This window comes from Rubripirellula tenax, assembly GCF_007860125.1.
Taxonomy (GTDB): Bacteria; Planctomycetota; Planctomycetia; order Pirellulales; family Pirellulaceae; genus Rubripirellula; species Rubripirellula tenax.
Genome location: NZ_SJPW01000008.1, coordinates 211,259 through 232,338, shown reverse-complemented (window position 1 = coordinate 232,338; position 21,080 = coordinate 211,259). Strand labels below are relative to the sequence as shown.

Here is a 21,080-nt window from a genome sequence, read left to right as displayed (position 1 = left end):
GTTGCCGCTAGCTGGCAGAAACGAAGTTTGCCAGCGGAGCGCGGTTCAACTTTGCGTCGCCACCCGAACGGTTGACCGATCCGACGAACACTTCAGCCTTTGATTCCGAAGTCGCCAGTTTGGCAATGCGATTTGCGGCACCGGTCGCTTTCGAGGCGGGCGTGTTCGCGATCGCCGGACGACCGACCCGTTGGGATTCGGGATGTGCGAACAATTGGGCCAGGTCATCGATTTCCGCGTCACCGTCCAGTTCGACTTCGATCTCTTGTTTTTGGGTTTCGATCTTTTGCAGTTCCCCGCGAACCACTCGAACTTCACGGGGAGCTTCGATTCCGATGCGAACGCTGTTTCCTCGAACGCGGATCAAGGTGATTTTGATGTCGTCGCCGATCAGGATTTGTTCGTCAACTTTACGGGTGAGAACCAACATGGCAGAGTCCTTTGCTTGAGATTGCTTCGAGAAGTTTTGTTTGCGTCGTTTGTTTTCCACCAGCCGGTTGGCTGATGATGAATGGTTAATGCACAGAGTGTGCCAATGTCCGACGCACGATTTCGGATTCGCTCGCAAGTTGTTTCTCGGAAAGGATTTGCGTGGAATTTGGGGTTTTCGGCAGCAGTGACTTCGGCATTCGAAAGCGAACTTCTTACAATCGATTGCAATTCTGGGGTGGTGGAAACCAATCGACTTTAGCCCAAACGCGCTATGGAAAAAGATTTCTCAAATCTGGTCTTGACCCGGTTTGGCGGCACTTCCAGAATCCCTAGTCGCTTGCGGCGTGGGTCGAAACCAATGAAGATCAGGTCGACACCGCTGTTTTGCAATGGAATGCAGGAATCGAAATTTGCCCGCTGGTAAGAGGTTTGCGCCTCGTTGATCGCCGGGTGGACCGATTGAACAAGTTTCGCCAACTTGGTTGAGTGAGACGCCCAGGGAAGGTCATGCGCGAGCATTTCTTTTTTGCCTCACGAAAAGGCTGTTTTCGAGCCTATTCGCGGTCATCGGTGTCTCGTTTTTCCTTTGGTCGCATCATGGAGTTCTCGTTTGTCCCTTCCCACGGACCTCGATCTGAAAGAGCGGGTTAGAAGCGCCATCGACATTGTCGATGTTGTCGGTGCGACGCTGGAGTTGCAGCCTCAGGGGCGCAACTTTGTCACCCGTTGTCCGTGGCACAACGACCGTCGGCCGTCGATGACGGTCAACCAGGAACGTCAAACGTGGAAGTGTTGGCCCTGTGATATCGGCGGCGACGTTTTCAGCTTTGTCATGCGTCGCGACGGAGTCGATTTTCCGGCCGCGATTCGCACGTTGGCCGAGTTGGCAGGCATCCCGATCGAGCAATACACGCGAGGAAAGAAGACACAGCCGGGTGCGCCGGACGATCGCGAAACACTTTTTGCGGCAATGAAGCTGGTATGCGACGAGTACTTCGAAATCCTGGAGTCGGGCCAAACGGACGACGCCAAGATCGCCCGTGACTATTTGGCCGAGCGTGGCATCGATGACGAAAACCGGAATCGTTTTCGTGTCGGCTTTGCGCCCGATTCCTGGTCGTACGCAGTGGATCTGCTGAAGAAGAACAAGTTCAGCGGCGAAGTCGCACAGGCCGCCGGGATCGCTTCGGCTCGGCAATCGGGCGACGGTGAAGTCGATATGTTTCGTGGTCGATTGATGTTCCCGATCCACGACTTGCAAAACCGTCCCATCAGCATGGGCGGGCGATTGATTCCGGGCATTGCCGCAAAGCACGGCGACAAAGCCGGCCCGAAATACATCAACGGTCGCGAGACTTTGTTGTTCCGCAAGTCGAATCAGCTTTACGGATTGCAGTTGGCTCGCGAATCAATACGGCGGCAAGGCGAAGTGTTGGTGATGGAAGGATACACCGACGTCGTCGCCGCTAGGCAGTCGGGTGTCGAGCCTGTGGTTGCGGTGCTGGGGACGGCATTGGGTGAAGCGCACGTCAAGATATTGAAGCGATTTGCCCAGCGGGTCGTGTTGGTGCTTGATGGTGACGCGGCCGGCCAAACGCGGGCGGATCAGGTGCTGGAACTATTCGTCGGCGCGGACGTGGACCTGCGAGTGCTGACGCTGCCCGAAGGGAACGATCCGGCGGATTACTTGCAATCCCAGGGGCGAGAATCGTTTGATCGCTTGGTTGCCGATGCACCCGATGCGCTGGATCACAAGCTGTCACGCTTGACCGAAGGCGTCGACTTCACGCGTGATACGCACGCGGTGACGACCGCCGTCGATACCATGTTAAAGATTGTCGCAAAGGCGCCGCCGAGTCTTCGGGTCGACCAATTGCTGGTCCGCCTTTCGCACAGTTTCGAGCTCAAAACCGAACGGCTAGAACAACGGCTTGAAGCGCTGCGAGTCGAATCGCGACAACGATCGAAGGTCGCCATCGAAGCCAAAGCGAATTCGAGACCGCAGTCCAAACGCGACGTTTCTAAAGGCAAGTCGTTTGATCCGAATGCTGCATTTGCGGAAGCTGGGGAAGGCGAAGATTCCCACGGTGATACCGCTTCGTATGGTGACTCGTTTGGCCCGACCCGCAGTCCGTCTGGCTGTTCCGATCCGTCACCCCGTTTGACGCCGCTGACGGGTTTGGATCGACAGTTCTTTGAAACGCTGATCGAAGTTCCCGACTTAGCCGCGATGGCGGTCGAAGTGATCGATCCCGATTGGTTCGAGTCCACAACCGCCGTGATGTTGATGACGGCGTACCAAGATTTGGAACTCGCCGGTCGCGAACTTGATGCGGACGCATTGTTGTTGTTAGTCGAAAACGAACAGTTGAAGAACCAGATCGTAACACTCCAAGAACGTGTGCGCGATCGCTTGGGAAAGCTTCCCGAGACTCCGGAGGAACGGTACGCGATGATTTTGACACGCTTCCGCGAACGCGCATTCACGCACGAGAAAACACGGCAAATTGAACAGCTCGCCTCGGCTTCGATGGATGAAGACGAGGAGATCGCTTTACTGAACCGTCTACTTGAAGAAGACCGCCAAAGACGAGGAATCAAAGCCGACTAGAAAAAAAGAATTCAGAAAGTTCTGAATATGACCAAACTCAGCTAGGCAGAATTTTGAATCCGGGACACAATCTTCGTCCCGTGAACGAATGAAAAAAACGCCCGCACGTTTTTAACACTTGAAACAGGAGTTTCGCCAGCAAGTCGAAAGACACAATCGTTCCGAGAATCAGGAAATGGAATTTCACACGACCCAGCGCTTCAAGACGACGCGCACTTTAAAAGGTTTGCAAGATGCAATTGATGGACCAACACCTTTCGTCGCTGATCACCCGAGGACTTCAGGAAGGATTCCTGACCTACGCTGAGGTGAACGCTTATCTGCCCGACGAAGACGTCAATCCCGAAAAGCTCGAGAGCTTGTTGCTGGCAATCGAGCACCACGGCATTGAGCTAGTAGAAGTCAAAGCCAAGGCCCTCCGCCCCGTTCAAACAGTCACGCGAGCCGCAACCGCAGCGGCCCTTGAGAAAAAGTTGGCAGCCGCAAAGGCAGCGGCGATGGATGCCGCCGGCACACTCGGTGAAGATGCAATCGACGCCGTCGCGCCTGCCGACGAAGCCGATGATGATTCGGATGATGACGACGCCGTCGTCCTGGTATCGCCCAGTGATCTGCCCAAGGCCAGCGACGATCCTATTCGCATGTATCTGAGCCAAATGGCTGAGATTCCATTGCTTAGCCGCGAAGAAGAGATCTCGCTGGCGAAGAAGATTGAAATCAATCGTCGCCGATTTCGCCGGGCTCTTTTGGAATCCGACTACGCCATGCGTGCCACCGTCGCAACACTGACGCGAGTTCATGCGGGTGAGTTGCCGTTCGATCGCACGATCAAGGTTTCGTTGACGGAACGTCTGACCAAAGAGCAAATCACGGCTCGGATGCCACACAACTTGCGAAGTCTGGATCACTTGATCCGTCAAAACAAAGAAGACTTTGACTTGATGGTTCGTCGCAGCACATCGCCTCGATTGAAGGCTGAAATTCGCCGCCGATTTATCTCCAACCGACGCAAGTGTTTGCAGTTGGTGGAAGAGTTGAGCTTGCGAAGCCGCCGCGTGACGCCGTTGTTGAAGCAATTGGAAGACATCTCGCGACGCATGAATTTCATTCGCCAGCAACTGGCCGATCTCGGTCGCGATGCTATCAGCCGCGACGAAGCTGCCGACCTGAAGCAAGAGCTTCGCGAGTTGATGTTGGTCACTCAAGAGAGCCCCAAGAGCCTGCATAACCGCATGGTGAAGGCTCGCAAATACTTTGACGAGTACGAATCGACCAAGCGAGAACTAAGCAGCGGAAACCTACGGTTGGTCGTTTCGATCGCCAAGAAGTATCGCAACCGCGGTCTGTCGTTCTTGGACTTGATCCAAGAAGGCAATACGGGATTGATGCGAGCCGTCGACAAGTATGAATATCGTCGCGGATTCAAGTTCAGCACCTACGCGACTTGGTGGATCCGTCAAGCGATCACGCGAGCGATTGCCGATCAGGCACGAACGATTCGTATCCCCGTTCACATGATCGATGTGCTCAGCAAATTGCGTCAGGCACAAAAGCGTCTGACCCAAGATCTTCGTCGCGAACCAACGTACGAAGAAATCGCATTAGAAACCGAAGTCCCGATCGAAGAAGTTCGTCGAGTGATGGACATTGGTCGTCACCCGGTCAGCCTGGATCGTCCGGTCGGCGAAGGTGAAGACAGCAGCTTCGGCGAATTCATTCAAGACAGCGATAGCCACAACCCGGTTAAGAATGCCGCAAGCAGTATCTTGCGAGGCAAAATCGACGAATTGTTGAAGACGTTGACTTTCCGCGAACGCGAAATCATTCGTTTGCGATACGGCTTGGTCGACGGATACAGCTACACGCTGGAAGAGTGCGGTCGGATTTTTAAAGTGACTCGCGAGCGAGTTCGACAAATCGAAGCCAAGGCCGTTGCAAAGCTGCAAAGCCCATCGCGTTCGGATCGCTTGAGTTCGTTTCTGAAAACAGCCGCGTAAGTCGACGTCACGTCGTCCGATTTCATTTCGTTCGAAACGGTTGACTCAAAACGACTGCTTCTACCAAATCGCGGGTTCCTTTTGCGGAGCTCGCGATTTTTTCAATGTCCGGTCGATCACCGGGTACCGTCAACCGACCATTCGCGTAGGCCAACATCTTGGTCGCCATCGAGCGGGTGAACTGCGACTTCCGAGTCAGTAAAATTCGCTTCAGGTCGCGGATGTCTTGGAACGGTTTTCCATCGGGCAATTCACCCGATGGATCGATCTTTGCGTTCCGCGCGTACGCGTTTCGCCATTTTCCGATCGGGTCATAGTTTTCCAGCGCGAAACCGAGCGGATCGATTTTTCGGTGGCAATCGTAGCACGTCGCCACGTCTCGATGCTTGGACAATTGATCGCGGATCGTTTTGGCGCCGCGGGTGTCCGGGTCCAGCGGTTCAACGTCGGGTGGCGGAGGCGATGGAGGCGTCCCCAAAAAGTTCTCTAGCATCCAAACACCCCGAACAACCGGTGATGTGTCGATTCCGTTGGCGCTGACTGTCAACACGCTGGCTTGTCCCAGCAATCCGCCCCGCCGTTTGTCGCTGATCGCCGTCAATGCAAACGATTGTTCGGCGGGTGACTGCATGCCGTACAGCGCGGCGAGCGCAGGATTCACGAACGTAAAATCGGAATCAATGAAATTCTCGACGGGAAGGTTCTCGGCCAATTGATGTCGAAAGAACATCTGGGTCTCCTGACGCATCGCTGCACCCAGATCGTGGCGATAAAAATCGCGAAAAGTGTCACGGTCCGGTGGCGCGGAACCCAGTTCGTTCAGCGCCAACCAGCTGTCCAGAAATCCACGAACGAAGGCATCTGACTTGGGATCGCCGAGTAATCGTCGGACTTGGTTGCGAATGGCATCGTCACCGCTGAGCTTGCCTTCATCGGCCAGCCGACGCAGTTTTTCGTCCGGCATCGACGCCCAAAGGAAGTACGAGATGCGGGATGCAAGTGCATGCTGTGAAAGTGGTTCGCCATCATCGCTTGAAGTCTCGTCCAAAAACAAGAAATGGGGTGAACAGAGTATCGTCTTGAACCCGTCGGCGATCGCGTTGACTTGGCTACGTCCGGCACGCTGGCGAACTTCGACCATTTGCATGATGCGGTCGACTTCAGCGTCGGATGCTTGCCGGCGATAGGCAAGCGACGCAAACCGGCGGAAGTGATCGCGGACAGTGCCTTCGTCGATCGTTTCACCCGCCGCAAGGCGCTGGAAATCGTCGCCGAAGAGCACACGTTGGCTCTGTGTCGGCCATTGCGCGAGTATCGGGCCGGTGATTTCGATCTCGTGAATCCGAATCTGGGGCAATTTTCCGTGAACGATCGCGTTTCGGCGGAGTTCGACGATCCCGTTGATGCCTTTTGGGAACATGTTCGGATACTTCTTGACAAGCTTGCCCCACAAGTTTCGCGAATCCATCAAGCCGTTTCGAAACGTAAAGCGGGGTGTGTATCCGCGGTCAAGCGGAACTCGAACGGTGTACCACTTCGGTTCGTCGGCCAGTTCGAGTTCTGCAAGCAGCGGTTCGATGGGCTGGGGCAGATGAAGATCGCCGACCGTGGCGTCGCCCGGGACAATTCCCAGTCGAAAGGGTTGATCGCGATCGGTGCCGATAAACGCATGGTCGTAGGGGTGGTTGCGATTGACCGCTTCGGCACGTAGACGTATTTCGTATACGCCGTCGTGGGGAACACCTTCCGCGAACGCCAGAATTGGACCATAGGCACCTTCCGGTTTGTCGGCACCGACGACATCGTAAAGCGTCATATGCTTGAATCGATTGGACGTTCGATGGACGTTGTCGATTTCGGGCTGTTGTCGGAAACTGTCTCGGAAAGACCAAGTTCGAGCGGGTGGTTTTTCAAGGGGATAGAACGCTCGCTCAATCACTTGCTCGGCAGCGTTCAAATAGGCCGTTAACAGGTGAGACGACGTCACCAAGTTTTCGCCGATGTTGTCGAGATGTTCGACCCGCTGGTCTCTGGGGAACCGGGTCGTTGGATCAAAAATGGTGATGTCGAGGTCGAGAAGATCTCGAATGGTGTTGCGGTACTCTCGTGCGTTCAAACGCCGAATCACGGAACGATTGGATGTCTCCACTCGCGACGCGTGATATTGCTGGATCACATCGGTCAGAGCATCAATCGCAATGCGACGCTGCTGGTCGTTCGGCTGGTCGGCTTCGGGCGGCGGCATTTCGGACAAATTTAATTGGTCCAGCATGTCTTGATAGTCAACCAAGACTTCGTCGTCCGAAATCACTGCAGCGAGCGATTCAAACGATCGATCGCCTTTCGGATCGTCGTCGCCGTGACATTCGATGCAGTAGTTTTCAACGAACGGTTGGATCGCCGACGCAAACTTCGATTCGGGCGGGGGCGGGTCGGCAGCGACGGGGGAAGACATTGCGATCACGAAGGTCGCGCCAAGAGTTGCAATTCGCATCTTCATACGGTTTCAAATCCGGTCAGCGTTCCCGTGCTGGTCGCAAACGATTCGGTTTCGACGCCGAACTGTTGCAGCATCGTTAAAAACAGATTCGACAGCGGCCGTCGACGATTCTTTTCCGACGGCATCTCAAGCAACGTTTGATGCTTAAACCCACCGCCGGCCAACACGACGGGAAGGTCGTTGTTGGTATGCGAGTTCGCGTTCCCCATGCCGCTGCCAAAGAGGGCCATCGTATGATCCAACAGCGTTCCATCCGATTCTGGTTCGCGAATCGACGACAGTCGATCAAGGAAGCGTGCGAACTGTTCCACCTGATAGCGTTCGATTTGAACTAACAGATCGATGTTCTGTTGAACTTGTCCATGGTGCGAAAGACCGTGGTAACCCTTCTTAATTCCTAAATCGGACGCCGCGAAACTGCCGCCGACTTCGATCGTCGCAACGCGTGTCGAATCGGTTTGCAGCGCCAATGCGATCAGGTCGTAGATCTTGGGAAGGTCATGCGTCAGACCCTGATCCGACGGTTCGTCGATGGTGGCTTTCGGTTTAGCAACCTTCTGCCACCGTCGGTCGAGTTCGAGTCGCAATTCGACTTCACGGACGGATGACAAGTATTCGTCCAATTTATCTTTGTCGCGCGGGTTCAGGCGACGCGAGAGTGAATTGGCATCGCCCAACACAGCATCAAGAATCGAACCCTGCAGATCGATTCGATCAAAGGCTTTCGTTTTGGCGTCTTTGTTGGTGTCGACGAACAGCATGCGAAACAGTTCGCGTGGTCCTTGGATCGGCGGTACGCGTGTCCCTGTCCGAGTCCAGCTCATCCGACAACCGCCATGCAATCCGGATTCGCTGCCGACGGTCAATGACGGAAATCGAGTTTGCGATCCGACGTGCTCCGCCGCTCGTTGATCCAGACTGATTCCACCGTCGGGCATTCCGCCTGCATCGACAGCCTTGACGCCCGTTAGAAACGTGTGGACAGCGAAGTGACCGCCCTTCAGGCCGTGATCGAGATGTGAGAACAGCGTGAAGTTGCGACGGTGTTTTTCAAGTGGGGTCAGCAGCGGTGACAACTTCGCCGACGCGTCGCTGTGCGTTTTATCGATCGCGGGCCAGAACGCGCCCGGGTACATTCCAAACTCGTTCCCGACGCACACCATCCGCTTGGGCGGCGACGGCAACTGGCGTTTCGCATCGACCGCGCTGGCCCGCGTGTTGGAAGCAAGCGATGGTAGGGCAATGGAAATGCCAGCAGCTTTCAAAAAGCCGCGGCGGGGGGACGTGGTCGTCGCCATAACGTTTTCTCAGCAAGAGTAAGGTGGGAACCCTATTGTAGCTGAGACACCTTGACGCGCGACCCGTCTAGTTCGACTTGGTCACGATTTTTGCGACTAGTTCCGCGTCAAATCCCAGGCGTCTAGCCAAGTGGTCTCGGTCGCTTCCATCCCAAAGTCTTGCTCTAACCTTTCGGCCATGTCCGGCAAGTGACCGGCCCCGTAAAACACAGCCACATTTTCTTTGCCCTTGGCAAGGTCGTCTTCTAGGACTTCAAAGGCTTTGATATTGCGGCCTTTGATCAGTGTGTTGTGGCCACTGGCATCGTCCATTCCCGCCGTCACCAATTCGATGTCGACCAATTGGCGAGCCATGGCTTGTTTCATTTTCTTGGATCGGTCGTTGCTGAACAGTGCGAACAACATGCCTGCATCGCCGCCGTTGCCGGACGCTTGCGACGCTAGTCCCGCGCCCATCATTCGAGCGACCATTTTCCAAACGCTATCGCCGCGTTTTTCGAGATCTTCGACAAATTCCTCGGGGCTCATATCGGCGTGACGAAAATTGGTCGCCATGTAGTCTATGATCTCGAGTTGGTACTCGAGATTCAGCATGTCCTTCATGCCGGTTTGCATCGATGCGAGAACGCTGCGCCGATCTTTCAAATCTTCGGGGCGAATACGAGTTCCGTCCGGTGCAACCAATTCGTACAACACGCTGTCGTATCGGGACAATCGATCGTTCAAGTCGTTATAATATTCCCGCTGACCGATGTGGACGACGCCGACCAGATCGACAATTTTGCCCGCGTGCTGCGTGTCTGGTTTGCCGCGAAAACGAACGATCGCTGTTTGCAGTGCTTTAGGTTTGTCGTCATCCGTTTTCGCGAATCGGATGTAGAGTTCGTCAACCAGCGTTTTGCCATCGTCATCTGCTGCGTCTTGAGGCGAGTCGGCAACCGGTGGGTCGGCAACCGCAGTTTGTGCATTGGCCACCGCCGATGCAAAGGCAAAGATCAATCCGAGCGAAACAATAATCCAGCGCATTCATCCGGCCTCTGGGAAAGCGGTCGACGTCTCTAACGACCGCAATTGCGACCGCTCACTTCCCGTAGGATAGCGCTTCGGACCTGATACGGCAACTTGCGTTCGTTCCGGGACGGAAAGAGCGTGTCTCAGCGATTGAAAAATCTGGCGACGACGTTTCGGACGTCTTCGCATTAAGCGCTGAAATTCAGTCCGTTCGACGCTCCAGACGGCTCTGCGTTCCGCACGGGCTCGGTTGTCGCCTGTTTGGAAGTCAGTTCTTGCGCACACACGGCACGCCATGTCTCGGCTTCCAGTTCAAGGACAAGGCGAATGTCGTCGATGGCAGCAAAATCGCTGTTGTCTTCCGCCAGCACCAAGTGTTTCGACAGAAACACATACAGATCGCTGATCTGGTTACAGAGTTTCTTTTCGTCAGGGTCGGGACTTCCTGCGATTCCGCTAAGCAACTCGCCAATCAGTTCTAGCAAACTAAGCGAGTGTTCGTTCGGCCCGAGCTGTTCACCGTTTTTCCAAACCCTCGCCAACGTGGCGGCAACTTCTACGGCCCGCTCGGTCACCATCAGACGCAATCGCGCCGGTGACGCCATTCGGATCGCAGACTCGAAATACTGGTCGCTGCCGAAGCCTTGGCGCGGACGAAAATTTTCGGGATTGGTCGACATGGTCATCCTTGATGGGTCTTGAAAGCCAGCTCGGTCTAGCTGCCGTCGATAGTGATGCGTTGAATCTGGTCGATTGCTGAACTGTTGCTTTGCAGCTTCGATATCGCAGTCTCATTCGCATAAAACGTTGCAAGCAATCGATCGCGTTCTTTGTCTAATCGAGCGTTCATCTTGTCGACTTGCGTACTGTTGCGTTCGATTTGCAAACCCAACGTATCCGTTTTATTCAGCAGTAGGCCTCCGTCGACACCAGCGATACGATCGGACAGCTCGTCCAGTCGATTTGCAAGGCCGGTTTCATCGGTCGCGAAGAACGCTTGCACGTTTTCCCGATTGCTTTCCAGTGCGGCGACCAACTTGTCGTTGTCGAGCTCTAGTTTTCCGCCGGTTGCAAACTTGATCCCGACTTGCCCAACCGACTTGATTGGTCCTGCACCATTGACAGTGCCCGACAAAAGACGACTGAATCCGGTTGTGATTCGTTGAACCTCGCTTGATCCAAACAGCAATCCGACTTCGTTCGAGTCGGCATTGAAGAAGGTCAGAGAGTCAACTTTTGTGATCAGTTTGTTGTATTGATCGACGAACGTTTTTGCTGCTGATTCAACTGCTTTGGAGTCTTCTGCAACGGTGATCGTGATCGGCGAATCAGAAAGTTCCTTCAGAGTGAATACCAAGCCGGTCGATTCGGTGGAAGCAGAAGACGTTGATCCCGTTAGAGCCGATACGCTTTCGCCATTGATGGTTTGCGTTTTAGCGGTACCTGCGATTCCAAGACTCGATGCGGCAAGGCCGTTGCCGACATCAGAAACTGTCAGTGTCTTGTTTCCCCCCGCGGTATCAATCAATGTGATTCCGGCGCCGTCTTCGCTGATGGACGCGGTCACGCCAATGTCGAGAGCATTGACCGCATCGATGAAGCTACCGACCGTTTTGATACCCTGAGTGGTGATATTGATCGCGCTTGTCTTTCCGGCACTGTCAGTCAACGTGAAGCTACCGGAAGCCGCGGACCCCGAAAGTGAGCTCAGCAGTGATGCCGAGGTAATTGGCTCGGATCCCGCAGCGCCATCAATGTCGAACACTCCGTCGCTGCTTGTTACGAAACGTTCCAATCCTTCGTCGGTTGAAACTGCAATCAACGCATCACGGCCGCGGCTTTCGGTCCGGAGGTCCAAGTCGAAGCCGGTCGTGTTGATCGCAAACTGTCCCTGGCCGCCGGCGGTGTTGCTGCGGATGCGGAGGGCGAACGTGCCGTCCGAGTTGGATTGGATCGAAGATGTGCCGTAGCGACCGTCCTGGTTGATTTTCTCAACCAGAGACGCAAGTGTATCGGTCTCGGTGACTTCAATGACATTGGATTGGGTGCCGACGAGCGCTGAGACGCTTTGACCGCCAATGGTTTGGGCGGTTGCTGCTCCGGCGATTCCTAGGCTTTTTGCAGCTGTTCCCGACCCGGCGTCACGAATAGTGAGTGTCTCGGAGCCAGCAGCATTATCGACGATCGAGATGCCGTCACCGTTTTCATTGATCGAGGCGGTCACATCGACGGACAATTCGTTGATGGCATCGATCAACTCACCCATGTTGGTGATGTTCTTCAGTTTCAGATTGATCGCGCCGATTTTGCCGGACGAGTCCTTGATTGTGAAGCTTCCGTTGACGCCGGCCCCCTGATTCAGTGACGAAAGTAACGTGTCGGATGTTACGGTTTGCCGATTGAGGCTCGCTCCGACAACAACATCGTCGGTTGTGTCGTTGGCCACGCCCAAGTCGACGGCCGTATCATCCGTCGATGAGATTTTAAAGTTGCCAGTGCCGCCCGAGACGTCGCGAAGTTGAAAGCCGTTCTTGGCGTCGTTGTACTTTACGATCAGAGAAAGCCCAGACGCAGCGATCGAGTCGATGACCTCGGCCGTCGTGGTCGCATTTGATAGATCGATGGTTGCGGATGATCCATCGGAGAGTTCGATGTCCAGGTTGCCGAGCGGGCCAATGCCGTTTCCACCGCCGAGTTCGGATAACGCCGTTCCACGCAGTGACGAAACGCCTTCTGGTAGTTCAAACTTCAGCCCAGAAACGGAACTGGATGCTTCGTCGATGCCCCATAGCCCGAGGTCGGCCGCGGTTTCTGTGTCACCAAGTTGTTCGATTTTCAGGTTCGATGCCGTGCTGCCGCTCTTGTCAACCAGTTTGATAGCGCCGTTTTCAGTCGTTGCAGTGATGTCCACCTCGGCATCGTTGATGATCTGCAAAACGTCATCAATCGTTCTCGCATCACTGAAGTCGATTTCGGCCGACGCGCCCGAGCGATCAGTAAACCGAATGACGCCTGCTTCAACGCCACGTCCATCGTTCAGTTTCGACAAGTCAGCAGATCCGTCTATCGATCCGCCCGAGGGAGCGACCCTTATTTGTCCGGTGAATCCGAGCGCAACGTCCGCACTTGAAAATCGCTGTCTTGAACTGGTTGCGTGGGTAGCGGCGGTCTGGAGCGTGCGAACGGTATGCGTCGCTGCCTTTGCGTTCTCGCCGGCGGCGGCTGAGAGTGCATCAGCGTTCGATGATACGGCGCTTTTCGATTGAAAAGCCGATGCATTGGCTAGCTTCTTGCCCGCTAACTGCACGCCAATAACCGACGCCGTCAATTCAGCGATCGCTCGTTGCTGGTTCTGGAGCTGCTCGGTTCGCGAAATCAGGCGATCGCGAGGTTGCCCGCTAATAGAAATCAGTTGATCGACGGTACTTTGGATATTCGTACCGGTGACCAATCCGACAGATGACTGTAATCGCCCCATAATTGGCAAACGGTGTTTGAGAAAGAAGTTCCACCAGTCACTTAAGATCGGCTGGGGGAGAACATCGGGTCCACAAAAACGCTAGCACACTCCCCAGGCTTTCGCGGGATGGGCAGTCACACAATTCCAGGGACTCTCGATGGGTGTCGATCGTTAGGGTGGTTTGGGCCAATTATTCCGAAAACCCGGGCGATTTGTAAAAAAAGGACCGGCGAGCTGACTCGCCGGTCCTTACTTCGATCATTTCGACTGCGAAGTTCGTTATCGCAGCAAAGACAGAACGTTCTGCGGGTTCTGGTTGGCCAATGAAAGTACGTTGGTACCGGATTGGGTCAGAATTTGTGCTCGCGTCAAGTTGGCGGACTCTTGTGCAAAGTCGGCGTCGCGGATGGAGCTTTCAGCTTCCAACAGGTTCGCTCGAGTTTCACCGAGGCTGATCAAGTTGCTATCCAAAGTCGTCGCTTGGAATGCGCCGAGTCGACCACGAAGGCTTGTGACTTGGTCAATCGCTTCGGTGACAATTCGAGCAGCCGTCGTTGCATCGTTGTCAAGTGAGGCTGATCCACCCGAACCCAGCTGGAACAGCTTTCCGCTAGGTCCACCCAGACGTGCAGTGTTGACACTGTCGATCCCGATGCGAGCTTGTTGATTTCCAACGACGTCGGCTCCGAGTTGGAATTTAGCACCGCCACCATTGATGCTGAAGCTGATCGGGTCCTCACTGCCTTCTTCGACGGTGATCGACAAGTCTAGCGTTGCGGTATTGATCGTCAAGGTATTGCCGCGACCGCTCGCATCGATGCCGTTGACCTTTGCCTTGATGTCTTCGCCGTTGTCACGGATACCAGATCCCAGTTCGGCGGTGAGCGTTCCCGTATCTGCCTCTTGAATGATTCGCAAATCGACGACGGCATCGCTACCGTAGGCAGACGATTCCAAACTCAGGGTCGTTCCGTTGGAAGAGGCATTGATTCCGGTAGCGTCGGAAACCAAATTGATCTGACTTACCAGTTCATTGATTGTGGTTCCCTTGCTGACGTTAAATACTTCGCTGCCCGTCTTGCCTTGCAGTTCGAAAACGACGTCTTCGGCTAATCCACCCGATCCGTCGACGCCACCGGCGAACGGTGTCGGCGTTTCCGTTGATTTGTCGCCGTTGATTGTCGTCAATCCACCGCTGACATCGGCAACCGCTTCGTAGGTTCCTTCCGAGTTGATTGCATTGACGATACTGGCGATCGTCGTGTCATCCGTGTCATCAATCGTGACCGTTAGGTTTCCGCTGGCATCGACCGTCGCGGTTGGCGTCGTCGTTCCATTGACACGAGCAAACGTGATTCCGGCTGTGTTCGAACTTGCGCCGTTGGACGCCGTAGTCAATGCGATCGATGCGGTGACTGCGGTACCGTCGGTTCCACCCGTCAAGTCGGTCAATGCTGGATCGGCACCGGTGTTGTCGTAGTCACCCACGATCGGGGAATCGGTGTTGACCAACGCCGCAGAGAAACCTTCGATTCCGTCGATCGCGGCACGAATCTCTTCGAGTGTCGTTGTGCCGGTCGTGTCGACGACAATTTCAATGTCGCCGCTGCCGTTGATACTTGCACTGGTCGGTGCACCGACTGTCTTCGTGAAGACCAAGTTGACGTTTCCGGCTGTGCCGTCGTCATCGGCCGTGACGTTGATAGACGCCGTACTGGTGGTGTCGTCGACACCACCGGCAAGCGATGTCGAGGCCAACGTACCACCGGTGACTGCATTCGTCCCGCCAGTTGTGGTCAGTGTCGCGTCATCGTCGTTGGCATCAACAAAGTTGTTGAAGGCGAGTGCAATTTCGTCCGCAGTGACGGCTAGTCCGTTCTCAACCGTGATCGTGTAGTCATCACCTGTCTTGCCGACAACAATACCTGTTGCTCCCGCACCCGAATCATTGACCGCAATGGTCAGTGCATCGCCCGCGGTTCCGTTGGCGTCGGCCGTCAATGTGAAGGCTTCTCCACCAAGCGTGAAGTCCACGGTCGATGCCGACCCCGTGTTCGTCTGGCTGAACCCAACGGATCCGGACGCCGCCGTTAATCCAGGTGCTTGCGAAAGCGAGACCGATCCCGTCGCGGCGACGGATGCCACACCGACGGGAATGTCAAACGCGACAGCGGCTTGTTCGGCAGCCGCATTGATGGTCACATCGACCGAAACCGATCCGGTTGCACCAAGGTTTGCTTGATCGATCTTCAGATCAGCGATATTGCCGAAGTTTGCTCCAGCGGTCGTCTGAAAACCAAGACTTCCGTCCAGCAGCTTTCGTCCTTGGAAAGTCGTCGTTTGAGAAATACGGTTGACCGCTTCCAGCGAACTGTCGATTTGGAGTTGGTTCGCCGCAATTTCGTCGGGGCTTAGAGCTCCACTGTTGGACGCTTCGACGACAAGACCCCGAATGTCGTTGAGCAAGTTGCTGACTTGGCCCAAGGCGCTATCAGCTGTCGAGATGATTTGGCTTGCACGTTGGGTGTTGCTGATTGCTTTGCCCAAGCTAGTGATTTCTGATCGCAGTGCTTCGCTGGCGATCAAACCGGCCGGGTCGTCAGCACCGCTGTTGATGCGAAGGCCCGTGCTCAGACGAGTCAACGCGGTTTGAAGATCATTATTGCTCGTTTGCAAACGGTTTTGTGCAACGAGTGAAGGAACGTTAGTGTTGATTCTTGTCATGGGTGGACCCTATTAGGCTAATCGCGGGGCGGATTGAGTTTGGATCCGGCCGCGATGGACCGGGACGGACCGTTGCCCAGGCGATCGAACATCGATCAACACGGCGAGGTCTTCGTTGGGGACATCGGCTTTGCAGGCGCCGAATTCCGAAGCCGTTTGGGGAAGAGTGGCGAATTTGGTCGCCGGTGCCCGAGAAAGATCCTTCAGACGTCACAACTTGACGTTTCAATGAAAGATTAACGCAACCAGCCGGCCGAAGGTTTCCCTTCGGCCGGCTGGCGCTCTATGTAAATCGTTCAGCGTGAAACTGACTTCTTAACGAAGCAGCGACAGAACGTTTTGTGGGTTCTGGTTGGCCAGCGACAGCACGTTGGTGCCCGACTGAACCAGAATTTGTGCTCGCGTCAACTTGGCCGATTCTTGAGCGAAGTCGGCGTCGCGGATCGAGCTTTCAGCTTCTTGCAGGTTGGCCTTGGTTTCGTTCAAGCTGATCAAGTTGCTGTCCAAGGTCGTCGCTTGGAACGCACCAAGACGGCCACGAAGACCGGTCACTTGCCCAATGGCTTCGGTGACAATCTTTGCTGCTTTGGATGGATCTTTCGACAAAGCTGCCGAACCGCCACTGCCCAGTTCGAACAACTTACCAGCGGTTCCGCCCAAGCGAGCGGTGTTAACACTGTTGATGCCGATACGAGCTTGTTGGTTTCCGACAACGTCCGAACCGAGTTGGAACTTCGCTCCACCACCGTTGATCGTGAACGTGATGTTTTCATTCGAGCCTTCGTTAACGGTCAGCGACAAGTCCAACGTCGAGGTGTTGATCTTCAGGCTATTGCCTTTACCGCTGGCATCGATACCGTTGACCTTGGCTTGAATGTCTGAACCGGTGGTTCGTTTGCCGGCACCCACTGCTGCGGTCAATGTACCCGTCGACGCTTCGCTGATGACATTGATGTCGACGATCGCGGCGGATCCGTAAGCGGTCGAAGTCAAGTTCAAAGTGGTCCCGTCGGCTTCGGCTTTTACACCCGTTGCGTCTGAAACCAAGTTGATTTGGCTGACCAATTCGTCAATTGTGGTGCCTTTGCTGACGTTGAACACTTCGCTGCCGCTGGCGCCTTGCAGTTCGAAAACGGCTGCTTCAGCCAATCCACCACCAGCGTCGATTCCGTCGACGAAATTGCTGCCCGCACCAGCGGAAATCGTTGGATCGAAGCTTGTAAAGTCACCACCGGCTTCGACTGCGGCGCTGAAATCATCGCCCGCGTTGATCGCGTCAACGATGGAGTCCAACGTTACGCTTGACGCATCGTCAACCGTTACGGTTAGGACGCCGGTGCCGGAATCGAACGCTGCGGTCGGAGGCGTTGTACCGCTGACTTCCGCATAGGCGATGCTGGTGATGTTGCTTGCGGTTCCGCCTTCTTTGGCTGTCAGGTTGATCGTTGCAGTTGTGGCCGCACCGATATCAGCACCGCCGGCAAGTGATGTCGACGCTAATGTGGCTGCACCGACGTCAGTCGTTCCACCTGTCGTGGTCAGCGTGACATCGTCGTCGTTAGCGTCAACGAAAGTGTTGAACGCGAGTGCGATATCGTCAGCTGTTGCAGTCGAATCGCTTGCAAGGGTGATGGTGTATTCGTCACCGGTCTTGGAGACTACCGGGGACGTCCCCGATGCACCGGTGTTAGCAACGACAACACTCAGATCATCGCCGGCTACGCCATCAGCATCGGCGGTGAGTGTAAAGCTCTCCGTTCCCAGTGTGAAATCGACCGTCGATGCTGCTGCGGCTGTCTGACTGGTAAATGTCAAGTCGCCCGTTGCAGATTCGGCGGTGATTCCGGCGGGGATGTTTGCCAGCGATACCGATGCTTGCTCAGCAGCTTTGCTGATCGTGACCGAAACGTCAACTTTATCGGTCGAACCAAGGTTGGCTTGGTCGACTTGCAAGTCCTTGACGTTACCAAAGTTTGTGCCGGCTTTGGTTTGGAAACCCAGGCTGCCGTCGAGCAGCTTACGACCTTGGAAGGTCGTTGTTTGGGCGATTCGGTTGATCGCTTCCAGCGAGCTGTCAATTTGCAGTTGGTTTGCTTCGATTTCGTCGGCACTCAGAGCACCGCTGTTGGCGGCCTCGACAACCAAGCCACGGACGTCGTTAAGCAGGTTGCTGACTTGGCCCAAAGCGCTGTCAGCGGTCGAAATGATCTGGCTGGCCCGTTGTGTATTGGTAATCGACTTGTTCAGACCCGTGATTTCCGATCGCAAGGCTTCGCTGGCGATCAAACCGGCCGGGTCATCGGCACCACTGTTGATGCGAAGGCCCGTGCTCAAGCGAGTCAAGGCCGAGTTCAAGTCTTTGTTGCTCGATTGCAAACGGTTTTGAGCGACGAGCGACGAAACGTTAGTGTTAATTCTGGTCATGTTTAAGTATCCCTAAGGTGCGGCGAATCGCAGATTCGAGGAAAATGGATCCGGCCGCTATCGACCGGTTACAACGCGTGCCCCGCGTGGCAGCGATCGACAACCGATCGCAACATGCCTGCAAGCTCTGCGTCCGAGTGAAACATGGGTCACTTTTCCGGTGTGCACTGTTGCAGAAGTTGGGAAAACGGTGCCGGTTCGTTCACCTAGGGCCGTGCAATCGACATCATCGCTATAGGCATCAGGAAAGCAGTCGCCGCCTCGCCCATCCAGCTTCGCTAGACGTCACAACGATCACAGAGAACACTCCAATACAGCTGAGTTTGCAAATTTGAGTGATGAACTAGCCGACAACATTCGCCGAATCGCAAGACCATCGCAACAAAGTCGGGTGTGCGTTGTTTTTTGGGAAATGCACACAACGATGCACGGTTCGGCAAAACGGCTCGAAGGGAAACGTCGTCGCGCCCCGCTCGAGCTCTCAGTCCTCGGTCGTGAGATTTTCCACTTATTGCCGCTTCCTGCGTCACGAAGAATTAGATTCTGCGAATCTACTGTGAACCCAGTGCGAACCTCGCTTCTCTTGGTTGACAGAGCGGGGGCGTTTTACAACCGTCCTTGCAGATGCGAAACCTTCCAACGAGCGATTCATGCCTGATCTTTAGCGACCTCTTTCACTCCAACGCTTGAACCATGCGGTATCGGTGCGCGCCGGCCATGTCGGTCGGCACGTCCATTCGGCGATGCCCGTTTGAGTGGGAGTGAATGTTGATGTCAAAAATCTCGAGGGAGACGTGTCGGTCACAACCGTCGGTTGAATCGGACGCCGGCGATGCCGAGTGCCCCGGGGCAAAGGTCACGGGTGTTTTCGTGCGGAACTATCGCGTCATGGTTCAGAACCGAGACAGCACTGTGGCACTTGTCTGTGTCGAAGAAACGCTTCGGGCGGCAAGGTTGGTTGCTCTGGCTATCGTTAGAAAACAGCAAGCCAGGCTGGACGATGGCTTGGTGATTGGGACAGCGCAAGGCAATCAACCCAAACGAGTGTTCGTGCAAGCGTGGGTCGGAACGCCAACTGCGGGAAGCTGGCAAGCGGTAAACGAGAGACGTGGCGGGATCGACCAGGTATTGCGTCCATCTCGAATCGTCCGTCACGGCAAACCAAGCGGCCATTTCACCAGCGGCGACCAGGTGCGTTGCGTTTTGTTGGACGAAAAGACTCGCCGCGGTGGTTGGCGGGCCCGCATCGCCGGAACGGCTCACGTCGGGCCGGTGGTGGTCCGCGGCGAACCGCCTCGCCAATGGAAATCGGGAATGACGGTCCCGTTGCGACTAAGCAGCTTGTCGCGTCGAACGGGTGCAGCACAGTTTGCTGTGGTGGATCAATTGCTTGCCGGTGAACCGTCCCTGGCCTGCGTTGCCGAAACCGGCATTGGCGAACTCAATTCAGAGTCGCCAAGAACGATGTGAACGATTGCATCAATTCTTGATGCTTCAAACAATCAGCATCGCATCGCCGTAGCTGTAGAAGCGATATTCGTTCTCGATCGCCGTTTGATAGGCCTTCAGCGCCAACTCGCGACCCGCGAACGCGCTAACCAAGACCAGCAGCGAACTCTTCGGCAAATGAAAGTTGGTCATCATGCCGTCGACCACTTTAAAATCGTAGGGCGGACGAATGAACAGATCTGTTTCGCCCGTCCACGGCGTTAACTTGCCGTCGTTCTTGCTAGCCGAACTCTCCAAAACGCGAACGCTGGTCGTTCCTACCGCGATGCAACGTCCCCGGGCGCGGCGAGCGCGAATGTTTTCGACCGTCGCCGCATCGATGCTACCCCATTCGGTGTGCATCGCATGTTGATCCAACGTTTCGGTTTGAATCGGCCGAAACGTTCCGATGCCCACGTGTAACGTGACTTCGGCAGTATCGACGCCAGCGGCACGAACTTTTTCAAGCAACGTTTTGGTGAAGTGCAGACCCGCCGTCGGAGCGGCGACGCTGCCGCGATCCTTGGCGTAGACGGTTTGATAATTTTGGACATCGGCGTCAACCATGTGTCCGTCTCGGATGTACGGCGGCAACGGGATCCGTCCGAAACGGTCCAGCCAATCGGCCGGTTCCTTCAAATCCGCCGCTTGGGTTGCCCCTGAATCTTCGGGCAAACTTGGTTTGACCAGCAGTTTGCCATCGTCGGTTCGCGCGACGACAACCAAGTGCATTCCGTCCCGACCGTCGCGATCTTTCACGACGATCGTTTCGCCATCACGAAGCGTGCCCCGAGTCTTGGTCAGCACCTCCCAAATGCCGGTTTCCCGATCGGCCTGCAAGAACAACCCTTGCCAACGTCCGCCAGTGATCGATCGATATCCGACCAAACGCGCCGGCACAACCTTGCTGTTGTTCATCACCAACGTGTCGCCGGCGGCCAGCAGTTCGGGCAAGTCGCGAACATGGTGATGATCGATCGTGCCGCGATCACGATCGACCAACATCAACCGCGAATCGCTGCGTGTGGCCAGAGGTTCTTGGGCGATCAGTTCCTTCGGCAACTGATAGTCGTAGAGGTCGATTTCGTTCATGGCCGCATTGTAGCGATCCGGCTAATCTTGGCGAGACACGGCG

12 protein-coding genes are annotated in these 21,080 nt (G+C 55.3%); 3 read left to right on the top strand and 9 right to left on the bottom strand.

The features are described from left to right. Nucleotides 1–7: 7 nt before the first annotated feature. Nucleotides 8–430: a carbon storage regulator gene (locus Poly51_RS26925; RefSeq protein WP_146461973.1), complete on the bottom strand. Its 423-nt coding sequence runs from the start codon at nucleotides 428–430 to the stop codon at nucleotides 8–10. 612 nt (nucleotides 431–1,042) lie between these two features. Between Poly51_RS26925 and dnaG the strand changes: the two genes are divergently transcribed. Continuing rightward, complete coding sequence (gene dnaG / locus Poly51_RS26920; RefSeq protein ID WP_246114805.1) at nucleotides 1,043–3,043, top strand: DNA primase; 2,001 nt, start codon at nucleotides 1,043–1,045, stop codon at nucleotides 3,041–3,043. 233 nt (nucleotides 3,044–3,276) lie between these two features. Beyond that, nucleotides 3,277–5,040, top strand: coding sequence for a sigma-70 family RNA polymerase sigma factor (locus Poly51_RS26915; RefSeq protein ID WP_146461969.1), 1,764 nt, complete (start codon nucleotides 3,277–3,279; stop codon nucleotides 5,038–5,040). A gap of 22 nt (nucleotides 5,041–5,062) precedes the next feature. Here the strand turns inward: Poly51_RS26915 and Poly51_RS26910 are convergent, their stop codons facing one another. The 7 genes from Poly51_RS26910 to Poly51_RS26880 form a co-directional block, all read right to left on the bottom strand. Beyond that, nucleotides 5,063–7,534, bottom strand: a complete 2,472-nt coding sequence (locus Poly51_RS26910; RefSeq protein WP_186775848.1) for a DUF1592 domain-containing protein — start codon at nucleotides 7,532–7,534, stop codon at nucleotides 5,063–5,065. 2 nt (nucleotides 7,535–7,536) lie between these two features. Next, a complete protein-coding gene (locus Poly51_RS26905) occupies nucleotides 7,537–8,838 on the bottom strand; it encodes a DUF1552 domain-containing protein (RefSeq protein ID WP_146461966.1) in 1,302 nt (433 codons plus the stop codon). A gap of 96 nt (nucleotides 8,839–8,934) precedes the next feature. Further along, a complete protein-coding gene (locus Poly51_RS26900; RefSeq protein ID WP_146461964.1) occupies nucleotides 8,935–9,864 on the bottom strand; it encodes a TraB/GumN family protein in 930 nt (309 codons plus the stop codon). 173 nt (nucleotides 9,865–10,037) lie between these two features. After that, the gene (locus Poly51_RS26895) at nucleotides 10,038–10,529 is read right to left on the bottom strand and encodes a flagellar protein FliS (RefSeq protein WP_186775847.1); all 492 of its coding nucleotides are present in this window, start codon (nucleotides 10,527–10,529) and stop codon (nucleotides 10,038–10,040) included. Between the two features lie 35 nt (nucleotides 10,530–10,564). After that, nucleotides 10,565–13,327 (bottom strand): flagellar filament capping protein FliD, encoded by a 2,763-nt coding sequence (gene fliD, locus Poly51_RS26890; RefSeq protein ID WP_146461960.1) that lies wholly within the window; start codon nucleotides 13,325–13,327, stop codon nucleotides 10,565–10,567. 261 nt (nucleotides 13,328–13,588) lie between these two features. After that, nucleotides 13,589–16,033: a flagellin gene (locus tag Poly51_RS26885; protein ID WP_146461958.1), complete on the bottom strand. Its 2,445-nt coding sequence runs from the start codon at nucleotides 16,031–16,033 to the stop codon at nucleotides 13,589–13,591. Nucleotides 16,034–16,348: 315 nt separating this feature from the next. After that, on the bottom strand, nucleotides 16,349–18,457 hold the full coding sequence (locus tag Poly51_RS26880) for a flagellin N-terminal helical domain-containing protein (RefSeq protein ID WP_146461956.1): 2,109 nt from the start codon (nucleotides 18,455–18,457) through the stop codon (nucleotides 16,349–16,351). Nucleotides 18,458–19,228: 771 nt separating this feature from the next. Here Poly51_RS26880 and Poly51_RS26875 point away from each other — a divergent pair. Then, the gene (locus Poly51_RS26875; protein WP_146461955.1) at nucleotides 19,229–19,927 is read left to right on the top strand and encodes a hypothetical protein; all 699 of its coding nucleotides are present in this window, start codon (nucleotides 19,229–19,231) and stop codon (nucleotides 19,925–19,927) included. Nucleotides 19,928–19,951: 24 nt separating this feature from the next. On the opposite strand, the gene queA is transcribed toward Poly51_RS26875, so the two are convergent. After that, nucleotides 19,952–21,037 (bottom strand): tRNA preQ1(34) S-adenosylmethionine ribosyltransferase-isomerase QueA, encoded by a 1,086-nt coding sequence (gene queA, locus Poly51_RS26870; RefSeq protein ID WP_146461953.1) that lies wholly within the window; start codon nucleotides 21,035–21,037, stop codon nucleotides 19,952–19,954. Nucleotides 21,038–21,080: the final 43 nt, after the last annotated feature.

Excerpts from the sequence above, each read along its gene's own strand:
- Poly51_RS26905 (WP_146461966.1), bottom strand. The coding sequence starts at position 8,838 with ATGGCGACGACCACGTCCCCCCGCCGCGGCTTTTTGAAAGCTGCTGGC.
- Poly51_RS26875 (WP_146461955.1), top strand. The coding sequence starts at position 19,229 with ATGTCAAAAATCTCGAGGGAGACGTGTCGGTCACAACCGTCGGTTGAA.
- Poly51_RS26910 (WP_186775848.1), bottom strand. The coding sequence starts at position 7,534 with ATGCGAATTGCAACTCTTGGCGCGACCTTCGTGATCGCAATGTCTTCC.
- Poly51_RS26880 (WP_146461956.1), bottom strand. The coding sequence starts at position 18,457 with ATGACCAGAATTAACACTAACGTTTCGTCGCTCGTCGCTCAAAACCGT.
- Poly51_RS26915 (WP_146461969.1), top strand. The coding sequence starts at position 3,277 with ATGCAATTGATGGACCAACACCTTTCGTCGCTGATCACCCGAGGACTT.
- Poly51_RS26885 (WP_146461958.1), bottom strand. The coding sequence starts at position 16,033 with ATGACAAGAATCAACACTAACGTTCCTTCACTCGTTGCACAAAACCGT.
- Poly51_RS26895 (WP_186775847.1), bottom strand. The coding sequence starts at position 10,529 with ATGTCGACCAATCCCGAAAATTTTCGTCCGCGCCAAGGCTTCGGCAGC.
- Poly51_RS26900 (WP_146461964.1), bottom strand. The coding sequence starts at position 9,864 with ATGCGCTGGATTATTGTTTCGCTCGGATTGATCTTTGCCTTTGCATCG.
- Poly51_RS26925 (WP_146461973.1), bottom strand. The coding sequence starts at position 430 with ATGTTGGTTCTCACCCGTAAAGTTGACGAACAAATCCTGATCGGCGAC.
- queA (WP_146461953.1), bottom strand. The coding sequence starts at position 21,037 with ATGAACGAAATCGACCTCTACGACTATCAGTTGCCGAAGGAACTGATC.
- fliD (WP_146461960.1), bottom strand. The coding sequence starts at position 13,327 with ATGGGGCGATTACAGTCATCTGTCGGATTGGTCACCGGTACGAATATC.